Here is an 18,980-nt window from a genome sequence, read left to right as displayed (position 1 = left end):
GTGACCGATCTGCCCCACTCGCCGGAACAGCCGGTACCTGCTGCAAAGACCTCGCGATGGAAGACGTTCCTCACGTCCGACATCGTCTGGTCCTACCGCCATTCGCCAATCACCATCGTCGCATCGATCGTCGCACTGCTGCTGATCTTGATGGCGGTCCTCGCCCCGTGGCTGGCGCCCTACAATCCGTTCAACCCGGCAACGCTCAACCTCATGGATGGCTTCTCCCCGCCGGGAACCGCCACCTCGGCCGGCCGCTACTATGCCCTGGGTACGGATAGCCAGGGTCGCGACATGCTCTCGACCATCATGTATGGCTCGCGCGTCTCACTCTTCGTGGGGGTCATGGCGACGCTCTTCGCCATGGTCATGGGGGTCGGCCTCGGCCTCGTCGCCGGCTATGTCGGTGGTCTTGTCGACGCCATTCTGATGCGTGTCGCTGACGTCCAGCTGTCTTTCCCGGCTATTCTGATTGCCCTGCTGATCTTTGGTGTTGCCCGCGGCGTTATTCCGCCCAATCAGCAGGAAGGCGCCGCCGTCTGGGTGCTGATCATTGCCATCGGTCTGGCCAACTGGGCCCAGTTCGCGCGCACCGTGCGTGGCGCCACCATGGTCGAGCGGCAGAAGGATTATGTGGCTGCCGCCCGCATCCTTGGCGTCAATCCGTTCATAATCCTGCTCCGCCACGTCCTGCCCAATGTCATGGGGCCGGTTCTCGTTATCGGTACGATCGGCCTGGCGCTGGCCATCATCGAAGAAGCGACGCTCTCCTATCTCGGCGTCGGCGTTCCGCCCACGCAGCCCTCGCTGGGCACACTGATCCGCATCGGCCAGCAGTTCCTGTTCTCGGGCGAATGGTGGATCCTGCTGTTCCCGGCCGTCACCCTTGTCCTGCTCGCCTTGTCCGTCAACCTGCTCGGTGACTGGCTGCGCGATGCCCTCAATCCGAAGTTGCGCTGATGACCGAGCCCGTACTTTCCATTCGGAACCTCGTCGTCGAGTTTCCTTTCCGTGACGACGTGTTTCGCGCAGTCGATGGCGTCAGTTTCGACATCATGCCCGGCGAAGTGGTCGGCGTGGTGGGTGAAAGTGGTGCCGGCAAGTCCATGACCGGTTCCGCCGTCATCGGCCTCATCGAGCGGCCCGGCCATATTGCTGGCGGGGAAATCCTGCTCAAGGGCGAACGCATTGACAACCTGCCGGAGGAACAGCGCGCCAAGCTGCGTGGCAAGCGCATCGGCATGGTGTTCCAGGATCCGCTCACCAGTCTCAATCCGCTCTATACGGTGGGAGAGCAACTGGTCGAGACCATCCGCACCCACCTGCCGCTCACCGAACAGCAGGCCCGTCAGAAGGCCATCGACCTCCTGGCGGAAACCGGAATACCCAAGGCCGCCGAGCGCATCGACAGTTATCCGCACCAGTTCTCCGGCGGCATGCGGCAGCGCGTCGTCATTGCCCTGGCCCTCGCGGCAGAACCCGAACTGATCATTGCCGATGAGCCGACATCAGCGCTCGACGTGTCGGTGCAGGCCCAGATCATCAAGGTCCTCAAAAAGCTCTGTTCCAGCCGCGGCGCCGCGGTCATGCTCATCACCCACGACATGGGCGTTATCGCCCAGACCGCCGACCGCATGGTGGTGATGCATCACGGCACCGTCGTCGAAACCGGCACTGTGGGCGACATCATCCGTCGCCCGCGCGAGCCCTATACGATCAAGCTGATCGACTCCATTCCTACCATCAAGCGTCAGGATGATGCGCCGCCGCCGGCCGAAGCCGCCAATGACGATCGGGCCTATGTGCAGGTCAGGAACCTCGTTCGCGATTTCGAAATCGGCCGCGGCAGTTTCACTAAGCTCCTTCCCGGCAAGGTCGAAATCTTCCGCGCCGTCAACGAGGTCAGCTTCTCGATCCCTCGCGGAGAGACCTTCGGCCTCGTGGGCGAATCGGGTTCGGGCAAGTCGACCTGTGCCAAGATGATCGTCGGGCTACTGCGTCCGACGTCCGGCCACATCACCGTCGACGGTCACGACATCTGGGCCGGCGGCAAGGGCCACCAGGAGCGTCGCAAGCGCGTCCAGATGATTTTTCAGGATCCCTATGCCAGCCTCAATCCGCGCTGGCGTGTGGCCGACATCATCGCCGAGCCGATGCGGACCCTTGGCATTGCCCGCAAGGGATCGGAAGTACAGGACCGCGTGGCCGAACTCCTGCGTCGCGTGCGCCTCGATCCCTCGGTCATGCGCAAGTTCCCGCACGAATTCTCCGGCGGACAGCGCCAGCGCATCGCGATTGCGCGAGCCCTGTCGAGCCAGCCCGAATTCATTGTCTGCGATGAACCGACTTCGGCGCTCGACGTGTCGGTCCAGGCCCAGGTGCTCGAACTGATGAGCGAATTGCAGGCCGAATTCGGACTGACCTATCTGCTCATCAGCCACAATCTGGCTGTGGTGCGACAGATGTCGACCGCCGTCGGCGTGTTGCACAATGGCGTCATGGTCGAGAAGGGCCCAACCGACTCCATCTTCGACAATCCGCAGGCCGAGTACACGCGCATGCTGCTCGATGCTGTGCCCGACATTTCAAAGGTGGCCTGAGACTTCTTTACCCCATGGGGTAAAGCCGGCGCGCAGCGCTGTATGAGGGGAGGCAGCCCCGGCAGCCATGCCGGTCAAGGCTCCCCTCACCGACCTCCGCTTCGCTTTGGCCACCTCTCCCGATGGGGAGAGGAATAGCCGTCGCGTCCCGTCACAAAGACTGAACCTCCACCCTCTTTCCTTCCCTTCCGGATCGGATCAGGGCATCGATCAGCCTGTGAACGGCCAGCGCCGTATGCCCTGTGGAGCTCGGCTGCCGACCTGCCAGCACCGCGGCAGCAAATTCAGCAATCTGCGCCTGGTGCCAGTCGAACGGAAAAGCCATCGGATCTGCGCCGCCGCCTGAATTGCTGGCCTCGCCGATCGTTTCCGTCCGGCCATCCAGCCAGTTCAGCGTCAGGTTACCCCCGGTCAGCGTGGCGCTGGCCCCGGTGAAGTTCAGCGTCAGGCTCTCGGCGCTGCCGGGATAATTGGCGGTGGTGGCCACAAGGCTGCCAACGGCGCCATTGGCGAATTCCATCCCGCCGGCAACGAAGTCCTCTGTTTCCATCTGATGCAGTCTCGTCGTTGCCGAAAGGGCAGTCACGGCCGTGACCGGACCGGTGAGGCTCAACATCAGATCGAGAGAATGGATCGCCTGGGTGATCAACACCCCGCCGCCGTCCTGGGCGAATGTGCCGCGACCTGGCTTGTCGTAGTAACCCTGCTGCGCTCGCCACCAGGGGACAACGAGGTGGACAGCACAGAGAGTGCCCAGTTCACCGCTGGCTACCATTTTCGCCAGTGCGATGGACGCTGCCCGGAACCGGTGCTGAAAGATGATGCCCAATGTGACGTCTGCGTTCTTACAAGCGGCAACGATCCGCTCGGCCGCCTCGGTCGTCCGTTCGACAGGTTTTTCCATCAGCACGTGCTTGCCGGCCCTGGCTGCAGCCGCCACGATCTCTTCGCGGGCATTGGGCGGCGTCAGAACGAGGATGGCGTCCACGGCGGGATCGGCCAGCAGAGCCTCGTAACTGTCCGCGGCTGGAAAATCATAGGTCTCGCAAAACTGCGCGAGCTCGGTGCGGTTTCTCCTCCACACGCCGCGAACAACGATGCTGCCCTTCAGCGCATTGAGTGCCAGTGCATGCGGCTTGGCGGCCATGCCGGCGCCGACCACGCCGATCCCGAAAACTCTCTGTTCATGCGCCATTCAGCAGCCTCCTTCTACATCTTGGTCGCGCCACGTTCCGGGCGCTCATTGTCAGCGGGACACAAGAGGGACCTATCATGAAATCGGTTGGGATTGTTGCAGCGCTTTTCCTGGCGGCTGGGATTGCCCTGGCGGGGTGGTTCGTCGGCAACTCGCTGGTGGAAAGCCGGCAGCCGCTGCGCACTGTCACGGTGAAGGGTCTCAGCGAGCGGGCCGTCGAAGCTAATCTCGGCTTCTGGCCAATTCGGTTCGTGGCGACCGGCGCAACGCTTGAGGGTGCACGTTCGAGCCTTGAAACTTCGGAGGCGGCCGTGCGGACATTCCTCACCGATCGCGGTTTCGGCGAAACGGAAATTCAGGTCCAGAACGTTCTCGTCGAAGATCGTGCAGCCGGCTACAACGCCGGTTCGACCCCTGACGAATACCGCTTCGTGCTCACCGAGGATATTCTGGTTACAACCGACAAGGTCACCGAGCTGGCCGACGCGAGCCGGTCGGTCGCGGACCTCTTGCGTCAGGGCGTGGTGTTTTCCGCCGATGCCTACAGCGCCGGTGCATCCTTCGTCTTCACCGACATCAACGATCTCAAGAGCGAAATGCTGACCGAAGCGACGCAGCGGGCCAAGGAAACGGCAGCGCAATTCGCCACTGAATCGGGTGCGCAGGTTGGCGATATCCAGACCGCCAATCAGGGCGTATTCGAGATCCTGCCGGCGGTGGAAATCCCCAATGACCGGCCGGAAAAGCAGATCGACAAGAAGGTCCGCGTCGTGACCACGATCACCTATTTCCTCGTCGACTGATCATTGCGGTCCGCGCCTTAGCCGGCCCGGGCCCACGCATTCTGGCGCAGGAAGTTTTCGAGAGCGTCGCGGGACATGGGCTTGGCGAAGGCGTATCCTTGTAGGATGTCGCAGCCGAGATCGCGCAGGATCACTGCGTGCTCCATTGTCTCGACGCCCTCCGCGACAATCTCGATGTCCATGCTTTTGCCGATGTCGACGATCGATGCCACCAGCTGGCGCTGCGCCGGTTCCTTGAGAATCGGCAAGATCAGCTGGCGGTCGATCTTGAGGCGCCGCGGATGCAGTTTCTGCAGCGACACGATCGAGGCGTATCCCGTACCGAAATCATCGATCTCGACGTCGATGCCAAGCTCCTTGATGTGGTCGATGTTCCAGGCCACGACACCGTCGTTTTCGTCGAGATAGATGCTTTCCACCAGTTCGAAAGCCAGGCGCCCGGCGGGGATGTCGAGGGCCTTGAGGCTTTCGATCAGCCCCTCGTCGTGCAACCGGCGCAGAGAAACGTTCACCGAGGCGCGCGGCACATTGAGCCCCAGCTTGTCCCAGCGCGCCAGGTCGGCCAGGGTCTGCGTCAATACGGCGCTATCGATCTGCGCGACGACGTTGAGTTCCTCAGCCACCGCCATGAAACTGTCCGGTGCTTTGATGCCCTGTTCGGGATGCTGCCAGCGCACCAGTGCTTCGACGCTGACGAGATCGAGTGTCTGTGCGCAGAATTGCGGTTGATAGTAGGTCACGAAGGCGTCGGTATCGAGCGCCTTGAGAATTTCGTCGGCCACGCGCTTGGTGTTGATGACCTCGGCCTGCAGCACTTCGGAGAAAAATTCATGCCGGTTGCGGCCCAGCGCCTTGGCGCGATAGAGCGCGATGTCGGCATTGACCAGCAGCTGTTTGACGTCGATGTCAGCCGTGCGTGACACCGCGACACCAATGCTCACGCCAAACCTGACTTCATGGCCTTCGTGCAGCGCCGGCAGACGCATCTCGCGCACGATGCGGTCCGCCACCAGTTTGAGCCGCCCATCGCTTGAGCCGGCACTGGAAACGATGATGAACTCGTCACCGCCGATGCGCGCCACGAAATCGCTTTCGCGACAGTTGGCGCGCAGCACATTGCTGGCGTGAATGAGCATGGCGTCGCCTGCCGCATGGCCCAGCGTGTCGTTGATCTGCTTGAACCGATCGAGGTCGATGTGCAGCAAGGCGATCGAGCCGCTGCCGTGATATCCATCGGCGGCGTGGCGCTTCAGGACGTCATCGAGATAGCGGCGGTTGGGCAACCCGGTGAGGCTATCATGCAGTGCATTGTGCTCGATACGGATACGGGCGGCCTCGAGTTCGTTGTTGCGCGCCTCCGCCTGGCGCTTGGCGCGCCGCAGGTTGTCGTTGAGCTCGACGTCGCTGGTCACGTCCCAGTTGCAGCCCACGACCTTGTCCGGGTGACCCGGCTCGCTGAACAGTGCGCCGATGGAGCGCACATAGCGCAGCTTGCCGTCAGGCAGCACCACCCGGTAGTCCGATTCATAGTGACCGGTTGCGATCATCCTGCGGAAGTCGTTTTCCGCCCGTTCGCGGTCGTCGGGGTGGACGGCGGCGCGCCAGTGGTCGTGACTGCGCGGACTGCCGTCGTTCGGCAGGCCGTATAGCTCGTTTGTCCGCTCGTCCCAGGCTTCGTCACCGCTCTCGAAATCCATCTCCCATACGCCGACCTTGGACACTTCGAGCGCCAGGTTGAGGCGGCGCGACAGCCGCGCCAGCTGCACTTCGCGCTCGCCCAGCGCGCGGATGTGCTCGTGACGCTGGTCGACCATGCGGCCGGTGAGAAGAATGGGAAACACCATGAGTGCCCCGGCGCCCACCATCAAGGCACGCAGCAGCCATGTGGCCAGCGGATCGGCGCCCCAGCCGCTGCGCGGCACAGCGGCAATTTGCCAGGTGCCCGAAGGCAGCACCACGTCGGCCACGACGGGATCAGCACCACTCAGGTCGGGGCCGTAGAAGCGGTTGCCGCCGCGGCCCGTGCCATCGTGGCCGGTGATCGAAATGTCGAGGTCGAGCTCGGGATTAAGGAGGCCACTGTCCCGGTAAAGGCGGTCGAGATCGAGTACGGCCGACACGATGCCCCAGAAGGAACGGCTATTACCCTCCCCGATATAGACGGGGAAACGACCGACGAACCCTCGCCCGCCCTGGATGAGGTCCACCGGCCCGGCGATATTGAGACGGCCGGTAGCGACGACTTTTTCCACCGCTGGCCATTGGGCTGCATTGGTGCGGTAATCCAAACCGACCACGGCCGCATTGGCCTCGAGTGGATAGGTCATGCGGATGACGAGGTCCGGTGCAGCCGCCACGGAGCGTAGCTGACTTTCTTCCTCAAACAGGTTGCGTACCAGATCTTCGTAGCGCGCCTGATCCATGTCCGGTTCGGTGGAAATGACCGATACCAGTCCTTTGACGAGCTGGATATTGCTCGACACATTGCCTTCGAGCTTCGCGCGGATGACCGAAATCTGGTTCAGCGTGTCAGTGCGCTGGCGGCTTTCTGCGATCTGGTGGTTCTGCCGGTCGAGGAAAATGCCGGCCACCAGCATGACGAGAAAGGCCATGAGCACCGGAATAACCATGGTGCGCCGCCAGTCGCCGCGATGTGCCTCTGTCTTAACCTCAGTCATACTGCCGCCCGGACGCCCAACACTTTCTGTGTTCGCGGCAATACTAGGATGGCAGGCGTTGATGAGGTGCTTAACGGATGGGGGAAGTGCAGAACTGGTAAACAGGCTGCAAACGGTTCATGCCGGAACTTGCTCGAGTTCGATCAGTGTGCCGGCGAAGTCTTTGGGATGCAGGAAGACCACTGGATTTCCGTGGGCACCGGTCTTGGGCGTGCCGTCCCCGAGCACGCGCGCTCCGCTCGCCTGAAGGCTGGCAATCGCATCAGCGATATCGGCGACCTCGTAGCAGACATGATGCATGCCGCCACTCGGATTTTTCTCGAGAAAGGCGGCGATGGGCGAATTGTCCCCCAGCGGTTCGAGCAGCTCGACCTTCGTATTGCCAGTATCGATGAAGATCACCGTGACGCCATGTTGCGGCAGCGCCTGCGGAGCGCCTACGGAAGCGCCCAACTGGTCGCGATAGGCTGCAGCTGCGGCGGCGAGGTCCGGCACGGCAAGGGCAATGTGATTGACGCGGCCGATCATCGGTTGGAAAGCCTTCCCTCGATTTCGTTGAGCACCGAAAATGCTGCATCGAGCACATTGGTGCCGGGGCCGAAAATGGCGGCCACGCCGGCATCGTAGAGGAAATCGTAGTCGGGCTCGGGGATGACCCCGCCCACCACCACGGTCACGTCGGCCAACGAGCGGTCCTGCAGCGCCTCAATCAGTTCGGGCACCAGCGTCTTGTGCCCCGCTGCCAGCGACGACACGCCGACCGCGTCTACCTTGAGTTCATCGGCGTGAGCGGCGACTTCGGGTGCGGTTTCGAACAGGTCGCCCATGTGAACGACAAAACCGAGATCGGCAAAGGCCGAGGCGATGATCTTGGCGCCGCGATCATGCCCGTCCTGTCCCATCTTGGCGATGAAAATGGACGGCGCCCGGCCGCGAGCCGCCTTGAAGGCGCCGATACGATCAGCAACGGATTGAAGCTGCGGATCGTCTCCATAGCCGCCGGCATAGACCCCGGAAATCACCTGGGTCACGGCACGATGACGTCCAAAAATATCTTCCAGCGCCTGGCTGATTTCGCCAAGCGTGGCGCGGGCACGCGCGGCTTCGATGGCGGCCGCTAGCAGGTTGCCCTCGTCCTTGGCTGCGTATTCGCGCAACGCGGACAACATGGACTGGCACCGGGATTCGTCGCGGGTGGCGCGGATCCGGTCGAGTTGTGCGATCTGCTCGGACCGCACCTTTGCATTGTCGATCTCGCGAACCTCGATCCGTTCTTCGGCCTCGACGCGATAGCGATTGACGCCGACGATGACATCGTCGCCACGGTCGACACGGGCCTGCCGGAGAGCGGCCGCTTCCTCGATGGCAAGCTTGGGACCACCCGATTGGACAAAGGCGGTCATCCCGCCCTGCGCTTCAGCCTGGGCGATGAGCGTCCTGGCTCCCGCGACGAGATCGGCCGTCAGTGCCTCGATGTAATAGGAGCCGCCGAGCGGATCGACCACGTCGGTAATGCGGGATTCGTGCTGCAGGATCAGTTGCGTGTTGCGTGCGATACGGCTCGAGAATTCAGTCGGCAGCGCGATGGCTTCGTCGAACGAATTGGTGTGGAGCGACTGTGTGCCGCCCAGCGTCGCTGCCAGCGCTTCGATCGTCGTGCGCACGATGTTGTTGTGCGGATCCTGTTCGGTCAGCGACACGCCGGAGGTCTGGCAGTGCGTGCGCAGCATCTTGCTGCGGGGATCCTTGGCGCCGAGATCGGTCATGATCTGGCTCCACAGTTGCCGGGCGGCGCGAAGCTTGGCGACCTCGAGGAAGAAGTTCATGCCGATGCCGAAAAAGAAGCTCAGGCGGCCGGCAAAGGCGTCGATGTCGAGCCCGCGCGCCTGCGCCGAGCGGACATATTCCATGCCATCAGCTAGCGTGTAGGCCAGCTCCTGCACTGCCGTGGCACCGGCTTCGTGCATGTGGTAGCCCGAAATCGAGATCGAGTTGAATTTCGGCATATGCTCGGCCGTGTGGGCGATGATGTCGCCCACGATCCGCATCGATGGCTCGGGCGGATAGATGTAGGTGTTGCGGACCATGAACTCCTTGAGAATGTCGTTCTGGATGGTCCCTTCGAGCTGCTCCTGGCGGACGCCCTGTTCCTCGGCGGCGACGATGAACATGGCCAGAACCGGAATGACCGCGCCGTTCATGGTCATAGACACGCTCATCTGGTCGAGCGGAATGCCGTCGAACAGCACCTTCATGTCTTCCACGGAGTCGATCGCGACGCCTGCCTTGCCGACATCGCCCACAACGCGCGGATGATCGCTGTCGTAGCCGCGGTGGGTGGCGAGGTCGAATGCCACCGAGAGCCCCTTTTGTCCTTTTTCCAGCGCTTGCCTGTAGAAGGCGTTGGATTCCCTCGCCGTCGAGAAACCGGCATACTGCCGGATCGTCCAGGGTCTGTTGGCATACATGGTGGCGCGCACGCCGCGGGTGAACGGCTCGACGCCCGGAATTTCATCATCGGGTCCGAGGTAAACCGGTCTGACGTCGATGCCACCATAATCCCTGTCGAGCGAGGTGAGCGGGGTATCGCGCAATTCCTTCTGGGCGAGCTTTGCCCACTTTTCCTCGTTCGCGCTCATCATACCGCCTCGAACTCGAGCATCACGGCGTCCACCGCCAGCACGGCGCCGGGTACGACATGCACCTTGGCCACGCGCGCCCGCTTCTCGGCCTTGAGAACGTTTTCCATTTTCATCGCTTCGACTATGGCGAGGGTCTGGCCATCCTCCACCACATCGCCTTCCTTCACATCGACCCGCACGACCTGACCCGGCATCGGGCACAGCAGATACTTGCTCATGTCCGGCGGGACCTTGACCGGCATGTGCCTGAGATACTGCGCGATATGAGGCCTGAGCACCACGGCCTTGAGATCGGCGCCGCGATAGCGGATGCGGAAGCCCGAAGTGGTCGGCTCGACCTTGAGCACGGCGTGACGACCGCCCGACCAATCCAGATGCGCCAGCATGCCACCCGGTTGCCAGGTGAGGCGCACCGCTTCCGAACGCCAGTCGAGATCAACGAGGATATCGAGCCCGTTCTGGTGCAGCGTCACCGTCTCCGCACGATCGCCGATCTGCACATGCCAGACGCTTTCGGCCTGTGCACCCGTCTTCCTCGCCTCGCGCCGGGCCATCAGCAGGGCGGCTGCCGCCACGACGTCGAAATGATGCTCGTCGCTGAGCGCGGCGCCGGCAAACCCGTCCGGAAACTCTTCTGCGATATACCCGGTCGTCAGCCGACCATCTCGGAAGCGCTGCTGCTCCATCACCGCCGATAGAAACGGCAGGTTGTTGCCCACGCCCTCGACCTCGAACGTGTCGAGCGCCACGGCCATGGCGTCCACCGCCTCGATGCGCGTCGGCGCCCAGGTGCAGAGCTTGGCGATCATCGGGTCGTAGAAGGTGGAAATCTCTCCGCCTTCGAAAACGCCCGTATCGTTTCGAACCACCAGCGTGTCCGAAATGCTTTCGGCCGGGGGACGGTAGCGACTGAGGCGCCCGGTCGAAGGCAGGAAATTGCGGTAGGGGTCCTCTGCATAGAGGCGGCTCTCGATGGCCCAGCCATCACGCCGGACCTCAACTTGGGTGAGCGGAAGTTTTTCGCCATTGGCCACGCGCAGCATCAGTTCAACGAGATCAAGGCCGGTAATGAGTTCCGTGACGGGATGCTCCACCTGCAGCCGCGTGTTCATTTCGAGGAAGTAGAAATTGCGGTCTTTGTCGACGATGAACTCGACCGTACCCGCGCTCTGATACCCCACAGCCTTGGCAAGGGCCACCGACTGCTCACCCATGGCCTTGCGGGTCGCCTCGTCAAGAAATGGCGACGGCGCCTCTTCGATGACCTTCTGATTGCGCCGCTGGATCGAGCATTCCCGCTCGTTGAGATAGAGCGCGTTGCCATGCGCATCTGCAATCAGCTGGATTTCGATGTGGCGCGGTTCGGTGACGAATTTTTCGATGAAGATGCGGTCATCCCCAAAGGAACTGGCCGCCTCTGACTTGGATCGCTCGAACCCTTCGCGCGCCTCGGCATTGGTCCAGGCAATCCGCATGCCCTTGCCGCCACCACCGGCCGACGCCTTGATCATGACCGGGTAGCCGATCGACTGCGCGATGGTCACGGCATGCTCGGCGTCGTCGATCAGTCCCATATGCCCTGGAACCGTGGAAACGCCCGCTTCGGCGGCGATCTTCTTGGACGTGATCTTGTCGCCCATAGCTTCAATCGCCTTGGGCGGCGGCCCGACGAAGAGGATTCCTTCCTTTTCCAGCGCCGCCGCAAACGCGGCGTTTTCGGAGAGGAAGCCATAGCCCGGATGCACCGCCTGCGCGCCGGAAGCCTTGCAGGCAGCGACGATCTTCTCGATCTGGAGATAGCTCTCCTTGGCCGGCGAGGCACCGATGTGGATGGCCTCGTCGGCCATGCGCACATGCAGCGCTTCCCGGTCGGCATCGGAGTAGACGGCAACCGTGGCGATGCCCATCTTTCGCGCCGTCTTGATGACGCGGCAAGCGATCTCGCCTCTATTGGCGATGAGGAGTTTTGTGATGGTCATCTCGTGCCTCACAGCGGAATGTTGTCGTGCTTCTTTTTCGGCATGCTGCTGGTCTTGTGCCGCAGCGTCGAAAAGGCCCTGATCACCCGGCGCCGTGTGCCGTGCGGCATGATGACGTCGTCGATGAAGCCGCGCTCGGCGGCGACGAAGGGGTTGGCGAAGCGCGCTTCATAGTCGGCGGTGCGCTGGGCGATCTTCTCCTTGTCGCCCAGTTCCGAGCGATAAAGAATTTCCGTCGCCCCCTTGGCGCCCATCACGGCGATCTCGGCCGAGGGCCAGGCATAGTTGACGTCAGCCTTGATATGTTTGGATGCCATCACATCGTAGGCGCCGCCATAGGCCTTGCGGGTGATGACTGTGACCAGCGGCACGGTCGCCTCCGAATAGGCGAACAGCAGCTTGGCGCCATGCTTGATGATGCCGCCATATTCCTGCGCCACCCCCGGCAGGAAGCCGGGCACGTCGACAAAGGTCAGGATCGGAATTTCAAAACCGTCGCAGAAGCGGATGAATCGTGCGGCTTTCTTGGACGCGTTGATATCAAGGCAACCGGCAAGCACCAGCGGCTGGTTGGCGACAACGCCAACGGTGTGGCCGTCGAGCCGGATGAACCCGCAAAGAATATTGCCGGCATGATCCTTCTGGATCTCGAGGAAGTCGCCCTCGTCCGCCACGGTCACGATGACCTCCCGCATGTCGTAGGGCTTGTTGGCACTATCGGGGATGATGGTGTCGAGCTTGTCGTCCCGCCGGTCGATCGGATCGTGGGTGACGACACGCGGCGGCTTCTGGCCCGCCGCCAGCGGCAGGTATGAAAACAGCCGACGTACTTCCAGGAGCGTCTCTATGTCGTTGGCGAAGGCTGCGTCGGCCACCGACGAGATTTTCGTATGCGTCGACGCGCCGCCGAGCTCTTCCTGGGTCACCGTTTCATTGGTGACAGTCTTGACCACGTCCGGACCAGTGACGAACATGTAGCTCGTGTCCTCCACCATGTAGATGAAGTCGGTCATGGCCGGCGAGTAGACGGCCCCGCCGGCGCAGGGTCCCATGATGACGGAAATCTGCGGGATGGCGCCAGAAGCCTGTACGTTGCGCCAGAACACGTCGGCATAGCCGCCCAGCGACGCCACGCCCTCCTGGATGCGGGCGCCGCCCGAATCGTTGAGCCCGATCACCGGCGCGCCATTCTGCATGGCCAGATCCATGATCTTGCAGATTTTCTTGGCATGCGTTTCGCTGAGCGAGCCACCGAAAACGGTAAAATCCTGGCTGAACACATAGACCAGGCGACCCTCGATCGTGCCCCAGCCGGTCACCACGCCATCGCCTGGAATGATGGTCTTTTCCATGTCGAAGTCGGTGGCCCGGTGGGTGACGAACATGTCGTATTCTTCGAAACTGCCGTCATCGAGCAGCACGTCGAGACGCTCGCGGGCCGTGAGCTTGCCCTTGCCGTGCTGGGTATCGATGCGCCTTTGCCCCCCACCCAGCCGCGCCTCGGCGCGGCGATCTTCGAGCGCGGAAAGGATTTTCTGCATGGGCGGCCTCCACTAGACGGTCGGGCGGACTTTAACGACTTCAACGGCCGGGCCCAAGACAGGAAAGAGCAAGGCTGCTACAATCACACAGCCTCGATTGTGTGAATTTGTGGAGTTGTGAAGTGCCGCCCAGGAAAGTCTTTGCAGGCGCCAGGCTTCGTGCGCTCCGTGTGCAGCATCGCCTGACACAGGGGGAGCTTGCGGCGCGCCTCGACATCTCGCCGTCTTACGTCAACCAGATCGAATCCAATCAGCGGCCGCTGACGGCCTCCGTCATGCTGGCTCTTGCCGATAATTTCGACCTCGATCTTTCCAGCCTCGCAACCGATGCGAGCGACCGGCTGGTGGTGGACCTGCGCGAGGCGCTGGCCGATCCGGTCTTCGGCGAGGCCGTGCCAAACCTTCAGGAGCTGAAGTCCGTCGCCAGCAATGCGCCGGACATGGCAAGGGCAGTACTTGCGCTCTATGAGGCCTATCGCAAGACTAACGAAAAGCTTGCCGGCATGGACGCCGCGCTGTCCCGCGATCCGCAGAGCGGCGTGACCACGGCCTACGAGGAAGTGCGTGATTTCTTTCATTACGCCGATAACTACATCGATCCGCTGGATCGCGCTGCCGAAGCTCTGGCCGCGGAGCTGGGCGAATTCGGGCCCGACCGGCTGCGTCGGCTGATCGATTATTGCGCCGAGATGCACAATATCCGCGTCGTGTTGAGTGCTTCGGTCGAGCGCGACCGCCTGGTCGTGTTCGATCGCGCCAATCGCGATCTTTGGGTCAATGCTCACCTTGAGCCGGCAAGTCAGTTCTTCCAGATCGGCAGTGTGCTGTGCGGTCTCGAGCAGGCAACCCTGCTAGATGCCTTGCTCGACGGCGCCAACTTCAAGGCGCCGGAGGCCCGCGCCATCGCCAGGATGGGGCTAGCCAATTATTTCGCGGGTGCCCTGCACATGCCCTATGGCGCTTTTCTGAAGGCAGCCGATGCATATCGCTTCGATATCGAAGAACTGGCGCGCGTATTCGGGGCCAGTCTCGAGCAGGTGGCGCACCGGCTTTCGACCATGCAAAGACCGCGCGAGAAGGGCGTGCCCTTCTTTTTCGCCCGTGTCGACGCAGCCGGTACCATCACCAAGCGCCATTCTGCCACGGCGCTGCAATTCGCGCGTTTTGGTGGAGCCTGTCCGCTCTGGAATGTTCATCGCGCATTCGAGGCGCATGGTCGGATCATCCGTCAACTCGCCGAGACACCCGATGGCAAGCAGTATCTCTGTCTCGCCTGGAGCTACGAAAAGCGCGTTGGCGGATACAGGGGTGTGGTTCGGCGATATGCCTACGCGCTAGGCTGCGAAATCTCTCACGCTGGCCGGCTTGTCTACGCTGATGACCTCGACATGGCCAAGGCCGGTTTCGATCCCATCGGCATATCCTGCCGCATCTGCGAGCGGCGTAATTGTCCGCAGCGTGCCGTGCCGCCCCTTGCCGCGAGCATATCGGTGCCGGCCGATCGGCGCAGCGTGGTTCCTTACGAGATCGGCTAGGCCGGATCGAAGTCCGGTCCGTGATCACTGGCAGGCCTCAGGCCGACAGCGTAGCGCCGGGCGTTTTGCACGTAACGCTCCGCGGAGGCGGCGAGGCCTGCCTCGCCTTCGGAGTCGATGTGGCGGATCACCTTGGCCGGTGCGCCCATGACCAGCGAATTGTCGGGGATAATTTTGCCCTCAGTGACCAGGGCGTTGGCACCGATAAGGCAATTCTTTCCGATCACAGCGCCGTTGAGAACAGTGGCGCCCATGCCGATCAGCGAATTATCTCCAATGGTGCAGCCATGAATGATGGCTCCATGCCCTATCGTAACGTCGGCACCTATGTTCAGAGGGAAGCCGCGATCTGTATGCAGAACGCAGTTTTCCTGCACATTGCTGCGCGCGCCAATCGTGATGGTCTCGATGTCGCCGCGCGCGACCGCGCCGAACCAGAGGCCGACATCCGGCCCCACCACCACGTCGCCGATCAGCACGGCTGTCGGTGCGATCCAGCCTACTGCCGGATCGATGCGGGGCGATAAATCATCGAGGGCGTAGATTGGCATGGCATGTCCTCCTGCAGTCGGGGCCTTATGCCATAAGCGTCGCGCATCTGCGCAATCTCGTCGAGCGTCCTGTGAAAACGGCTCCAGTCGTCATGTTCCGCGATCGGCGCCCAGATCGCTTCAACATCATCGATCAGCATGGTCAGTGGAGCCTTGCGGGCGAAATAGGCGTGATCGAGATTGACGTCCTTGCTGGCGTCATAACCTTCAAGCAGGTCGGCAACCGGGCGAAACGCATCGCTCATGTAATATTCTGATGCGGGGCTCGCGGCGGCCCGCTCGCTACCGATGGCGCCGCCGCGCCAGTCGAAGAAGAACTGCTCGTAGGGTGTTCGGGTCGCAGAGAGAAAGCCGAAGATCGCGGTGACAAAAGCGCTATCCCGTTCGATGTCTCGTGGTTCAAGGCCCAGGCGGCGCAGGATTTGGCGCGGTAACTCTTCGCGGAAGACGGGCCACACCGTATTGAGTGGGGGCTCGAGTGCCTCGATCGAGGAGAGCGGCAGGAGGCATTCGGCGAGCCTCGTAAGGTTCCACGCCAGCGTATCGGGCTGACGGCCGAAGGCATAAAGGCCGGTTTCGTCGAAATAGGCCGCGGTGAACTCGGGGTCGTAATGGGGCACAAAGCGCCACGGGCCGTAGTCGAAGCTTTCGCCAGTGATGTTGATATTATCAGTGTTCAACACGCCGTGGACGAACCCGGCGGCGATCCATTGCGCACCCAGTCGCGCCACATTGGCCACCACCGCGCCGAGCAGTGCCGCGGCTCTGTCCTGGGAGTCGGCCAGATGTGGATAGTAGGAGGCGATGGAATAGTCGACGAGCCGTGCAAGGTTGTCGGTGTCCTCGAGGTAGGCGAGGCGCTGGAACGTACCGATGCGAATGTGGCTGTGGCTCAGGCGGGTCAGCACCGCCGAGCGTGTCGGGGATGGTTCGTCGCCGCGATAAAGCCCTTCGCCGGTTTCGACCAGCGACAAGCTCTTCGATGTATAGACGCCCAGCGCCTCCAGCATTTCGGTCGCCAGCACTTCGCGAACGCCACCCTTGAGCGTCAGCCGGCCATCGCCGCCGCGCGACCAGGGCGTCTTGCCTGAGCCCTTGGTGCCGAAGTCGAGAAGCCGTCCATCCACCGGATCCACGCATTGACCGAACAGAAACCCGCGTCCATCGCCCAATTCCGGATTGTAGGAACGGAATTGGTGGCCGTGATAGCGCAGGGCCAGCGGGCGCTGAAGCGAGCCTGGAAGGGCGGTGAAACGCCCGAAATGCGCGAGCCATTGCGCATCGTCCAGGGCACCCAGCCCGATCCGGTCGGCCCAGCGCTGGTCTCGATGCCGCAACACCGTTCGTGGGAAATCTGCGGGGTCGACGGGATCGAAGAAGGCCGGTCCGAGGGCTTCGTGCGCTTTTGAGGGAGTAAACTGGGTCATGTCGGTGCAACGCTACCAGACGGCATTGCGTTCGTCGCCTGCAAGGCCGGCTTGCATGGGTCTGTCTGGCGATTGTCGTCAAATCGGCCTATAGACGGATTATGACCACCGCATCTGCCGCCGCTGCTTCCGCCCTTCGCCTGGCGCCCTTCGACGCCGCCATCTTCGACATGGATGGTACTCTGCTCGATACGGAAGCCGTGTTCCGCGATATCGTCTTCGATGTCTGCACCGAACTGGGCTTCGAGATGACGCACGATGTGCACCGCTCGATGGTCGGGGGTAGCCATGAGCGCACCCAGAAGCTGTTGATCGAATCCTACGGTGTGGCCTTTCCCTATGCACTCTTCGACGAAAGGTGCCGCGTCACCATGCGCGAGCGCAGCCATGGCGGGGTGCCTGTCAAACCCGGTGCTGTGGAATTCATCACCGAATTGCGGGCCCGCGGAATTCCCACCGCAGTTGCCACCTCCTCGCGCAATCCGCATGCCGAGCACCACCTGACGGCTGCAGGACTGCTGCACCTCTTCGAAACCGTCGTGACGCGGGACGACGTGGTCAACCCCAAGCCGCATCCTGAGCCCTATCTCACCGCCGCCCGGCGTCTCGGCGTTGAGCCGGGACGCTGTCTTGCGCTGGAGGATAGTCACTCTGGCGTTCATGCCGCCCATGCCGCGGGCATGCAGACGGTGATGGTCCCCGACCTCGTCAGCCCCAGTGACGAGATCCACGCTCTCGGCGTGTTCATCATGCCGAGCCTGGCCGATGTCCACCTCGCGGCCTTCGATCACAATTAACCATCCGTGCAGATCGTTAAACCTTTAACGAAGCCGTCAAGGTTCGGTTGAGCACGTCCAAACCTCGGAGAATTATAGGGTTTTCCTGGGCTTCCGGGTCCGTTAACTCTGCCTTAAGTCGCTAAGAGCTATGGTTAACCAGCAGTAAATTTCGACTTCCCTCCCGGCGTCGCCTTGGCTAGTGTGCTGCCGGGAAGTGCGGAGGCCTTGCATGGGGCCTCCTGAAAGAAGGCCCGCCGGAAGCACTGGATGGGCCCAGGGGTAAGGACTAGACGTTGACGACAGGCTGGCAACGGAAAATCGCGCGCGCTGTTTCGCCTGCTTTGGCAATCGGCGCCGCCGCAATGGTTCTGTTCGTGACCCTGTCGCCTGCGCGTGCCGATACACCCGTCACCCTGCCTGCTCCTGTTCCCGCCGAACTTACCAGCCTGCGCCTGCAGCCGGCCATCGGTCCCACCGATGTTGCCCTCGCTCCCGGTCAGCAGAAGCTCACTCCCGCGCTGCTTGCCAATTACGTCAAGCGCCAGCAGGAGCTCCGTTCCGTGGATGTCACCACGGCAGGTCCGCAGCCCGAGCTGACCACTGACGTGCTGCTGAGCTATATCGGTCGCGGTTCCTTCGGCGGCGACAATACCGCGTTGTCCGCCATCGCAAGCTTCACCCAGCCCTCGGCGCCGGCTCTTCCGTCTGTTACGAGCGACCTGCTGGCCGACTACATCCAGTCTGGCTACCAGCCGACGTCAAAGCGGGTTGAGTACGCCAATGGCGAACGTGAGTGCCTGGCTCAGGCCATCTATCACGAGGCGCGCGGCGAAAGCGCGACCGGCCAGATGGCCGTGGCGAACATCATCGTCAACCGCGCCCGGTCCGACAAATTCCCGTCGACCCTGTGCGGCGTGATCTACCAGAACGCCGACAAGGGCCGTTATCGGTGCCAGTTCACCTTCGCCTGCGACGGCAGGGACGATACTCCCGGCGAACGTCGGGCCTGGCTGCGCTCGCAGGACCTGGCGCGCCAGGTTTATGCGGAGTTTGCGCAGGGCCAAGATATCGGCGTGTTGCCTGGTTCAGCCCTTTACTACCACACGACCGCCGTTCGCCCGTCCTGGGCCAATACCTTCAGCCGTGTCGCCGTTGTCGATAGCCACATCTTCTATTCGCCGAATTGAGGTCGCGTTGACGGAGACGACAGTCGGCTGCGGCAAACGAAAAGGGCGCCTCGTCGGCGCCCT

At 62.3% G+C, this 18,980-nt stretch carries 14 protein-coding genes; 6 read left to right on the top strand and 8 right to left on the bottom strand.

Features of this window, described 5'->3' with window-relative positions; genetic code table 11:
* Positions 1–960, top strand: a complete 960-nt coding sequence (locus tag CCK88_RS14210) for an ABC transporter permease (RefSeq protein WP_086471246.1) — start codon at positions 1–3, stop codon at positions 958–960.
* Complete coding sequence (locus CCK88_RS14205; RefSeq protein WP_086471245.1) at positions 960–2,600, top strand: ABC transporter ATP-binding protein; 1,641 nt, start codon at positions 960–962, stop codon at positions 2,598–2,600. Before CCK88_RS14210 ends, CCK88_RS14205 begins: the two co-directional genes overlap by 1 nt.
* A 151-nt stretch (positions 2,601–2,751) precedes the next feature.
* On the opposite strand, the gene CCK88_RS14200 is transcribed toward CCK88_RS14205, so the two are convergent.
* Positions 2,752–3,795 (bottom strand): Gfo/Idh/MocA family protein, encoded by a 1,044-nt coding sequence (locus CCK88_RS14200; protein WP_086471244.1) that lies wholly within the window; start codon positions 3,793–3,795, stop codon positions 2,752–2,754.
* A gap of 77 nt (positions 3,796–3,872) precedes the next feature.
* Between CCK88_RS14200 and CCK88_RS14195 the strand changes: the two genes are divergently transcribed.
* The gene (locus CCK88_RS14195; protein ID WP_086471243.1) at positions 3,873–4,598 is read left to right on the top strand and encodes an SIMPL domain-containing protein; all 726 of its coding nucleotides are present in this window, start codon (positions 3,873–3,875) and stop codon (positions 4,596–4,598) included.
* Between the two features lie 17 nt (positions 4,599–4,615).
* Here the strand turns inward: CCK88_RS14195 and CCK88_RS14190 are convergent, their stop codons facing one another.
* The 5 genes from CCK88_RS14190 to CCK88_RS14170 all read right to left on the bottom strand — a co-directional run bounded on the left by CCK88_RS14190 (position 4,616) and on the right by CCK88_RS14170 (position 13,438).
* Positions 4,616–7,276 (bottom strand): bifunctional diguanylate cyclase/phosphodiesterase, encoded by a 2,661-nt coding sequence (locus CCK88_RS14190; protein WP_244557546.1) that lies wholly within the window; start codon positions 7,274–7,276, stop codon positions 4,616–4,618.
* Between the two features lie 117 nt (positions 7,277–7,393).
* Complete coding sequence (gene mce / locus CCK88_RS14185) at positions 7,394–7,804, bottom strand: methylmalonyl-CoA epimerase (RefSeq protein WP_086471242.1); 411 nt, start codon at positions 7,802–7,804, stop codon at positions 7,394–7,396.
* On the bottom strand, positions 7,801–9,918 hold the full coding sequence (gene scpA / locus CCK88_RS14180) for a methylmalonyl-CoA mutase (protein ID WP_210189951.1): 2,118 nt from the start codon (positions 9,916–9,918) through the stop codon (positions 7,801–7,803). The genes mce and scpA overlap by 4 nt, the downstream gene beginning before the upstream one ends.
* Positions 9,915–11,897: an acetyl-CoA carboxylase biotin carboxylase subunit gene (locus CCK88_RS14175; protein ID WP_086471240.1), complete on the bottom strand. Its 1,983-nt coding sequence runs from the start codon at positions 11,895–11,897 to the stop codon at positions 9,915–9,917. Before CCK88_RS14175 ends, scpA begins: the two co-directional genes overlap by 4 nt.
* A gap of 8 nt (positions 11,898–11,905) precedes the next feature.
* On the bottom strand, positions 11,906–13,438 hold the full coding sequence (locus tag CCK88_RS14170) for an acyl-CoA carboxylase subunit beta (RefSeq protein ID WP_086471239.1): 1,533 nt from the start codon (positions 13,436–13,438) through the stop codon (positions 11,906–11,908).
* Positions 13,439–13,560: 122 nt separating this feature from the next.
* On the opposite strand from CCK88_RS14170, the gene CCK88_RS14165 reads away from it, so the two are divergent.
* Entirely contained in the window at positions 13,561–14,973 is a 1,413-nt protein-coding gene (locus tag CCK88_RS14165; RefSeq protein WP_086471238.1) for a helix-turn-helix domain-containing protein, read from the top strand.
* On the opposite strand, the gene CCK88_RS14160 is transcribed toward CCK88_RS14165, so the two are convergent.
* The gene (locus CCK88_RS14160; RefSeq protein WP_086471237.1) at positions 14,970–15,524 is read right to left on the bottom strand and encodes a gamma carbonic anhydrase family protein; all 555 of its coding nucleotides are present in this window, start codon (positions 15,522–15,524) and stop codon (positions 14,970–14,972) included. The two genes, CCK88_RS14165 and CCK88_RS14160, sit on opposite strands and share 4 nt — an antisense overlap.
* On the bottom strand, positions 15,473–16,951 hold the full coding sequence (locus CCK88_RS14155) for a protein adenylyltransferase SelO (RefSeq protein ID WP_086471236.1): 1,479 nt from the start codon (positions 16,949–16,951) through the stop codon (positions 15,473–15,475). Before CCK88_RS14155 ends, CCK88_RS14160 begins: the two co-directional genes overlap by 52 nt.
* Before the next feature lie 101 nt (positions 16,952–17,052).
* Between CCK88_RS14155 and CCK88_RS14150 the strand changes: the two genes are divergently transcribed.
* Both CCK88_RS14150 and CCK88_RS14145 read left to right on the top strand, forming a co-directional pair.
* Complete coding sequence (locus tag CCK88_RS14150; protein WP_086471235.1) at positions 17,053–17,748, top strand: HAD family hydrolase; 696 nt, start codon at positions 17,053–17,055, stop codon at positions 17,746–17,748.
* Between the two features lie 344 nt (positions 17,749–18,092).
* Positions 18,093–18,917: a cell wall hydrolase gene (locus CCK88_RS14145; RefSeq protein WP_086471234.1), complete on the top strand. Its 825-nt coding sequence runs from the start codon at positions 18,093–18,095 to the stop codon at positions 18,915–18,917.
* Positions 18,918–18,980 lie beyond the last annotated feature (63 nt).

It is taken from the genome of Devosia lucknowensis (assembly GCF_900177655.1).
Classification (GTDB): domain Bacteria; phylum Pseudomonadota; class Alphaproteobacteria; order Rhizobiales; family Devosiaceae; genus Devosia; species Devosia lucknowensis.
The sequence above is the reverse complement of the archived record's forward strand: the minus strand, read 5'-3'. Positions and strand labels throughout refer to the sequence as shown.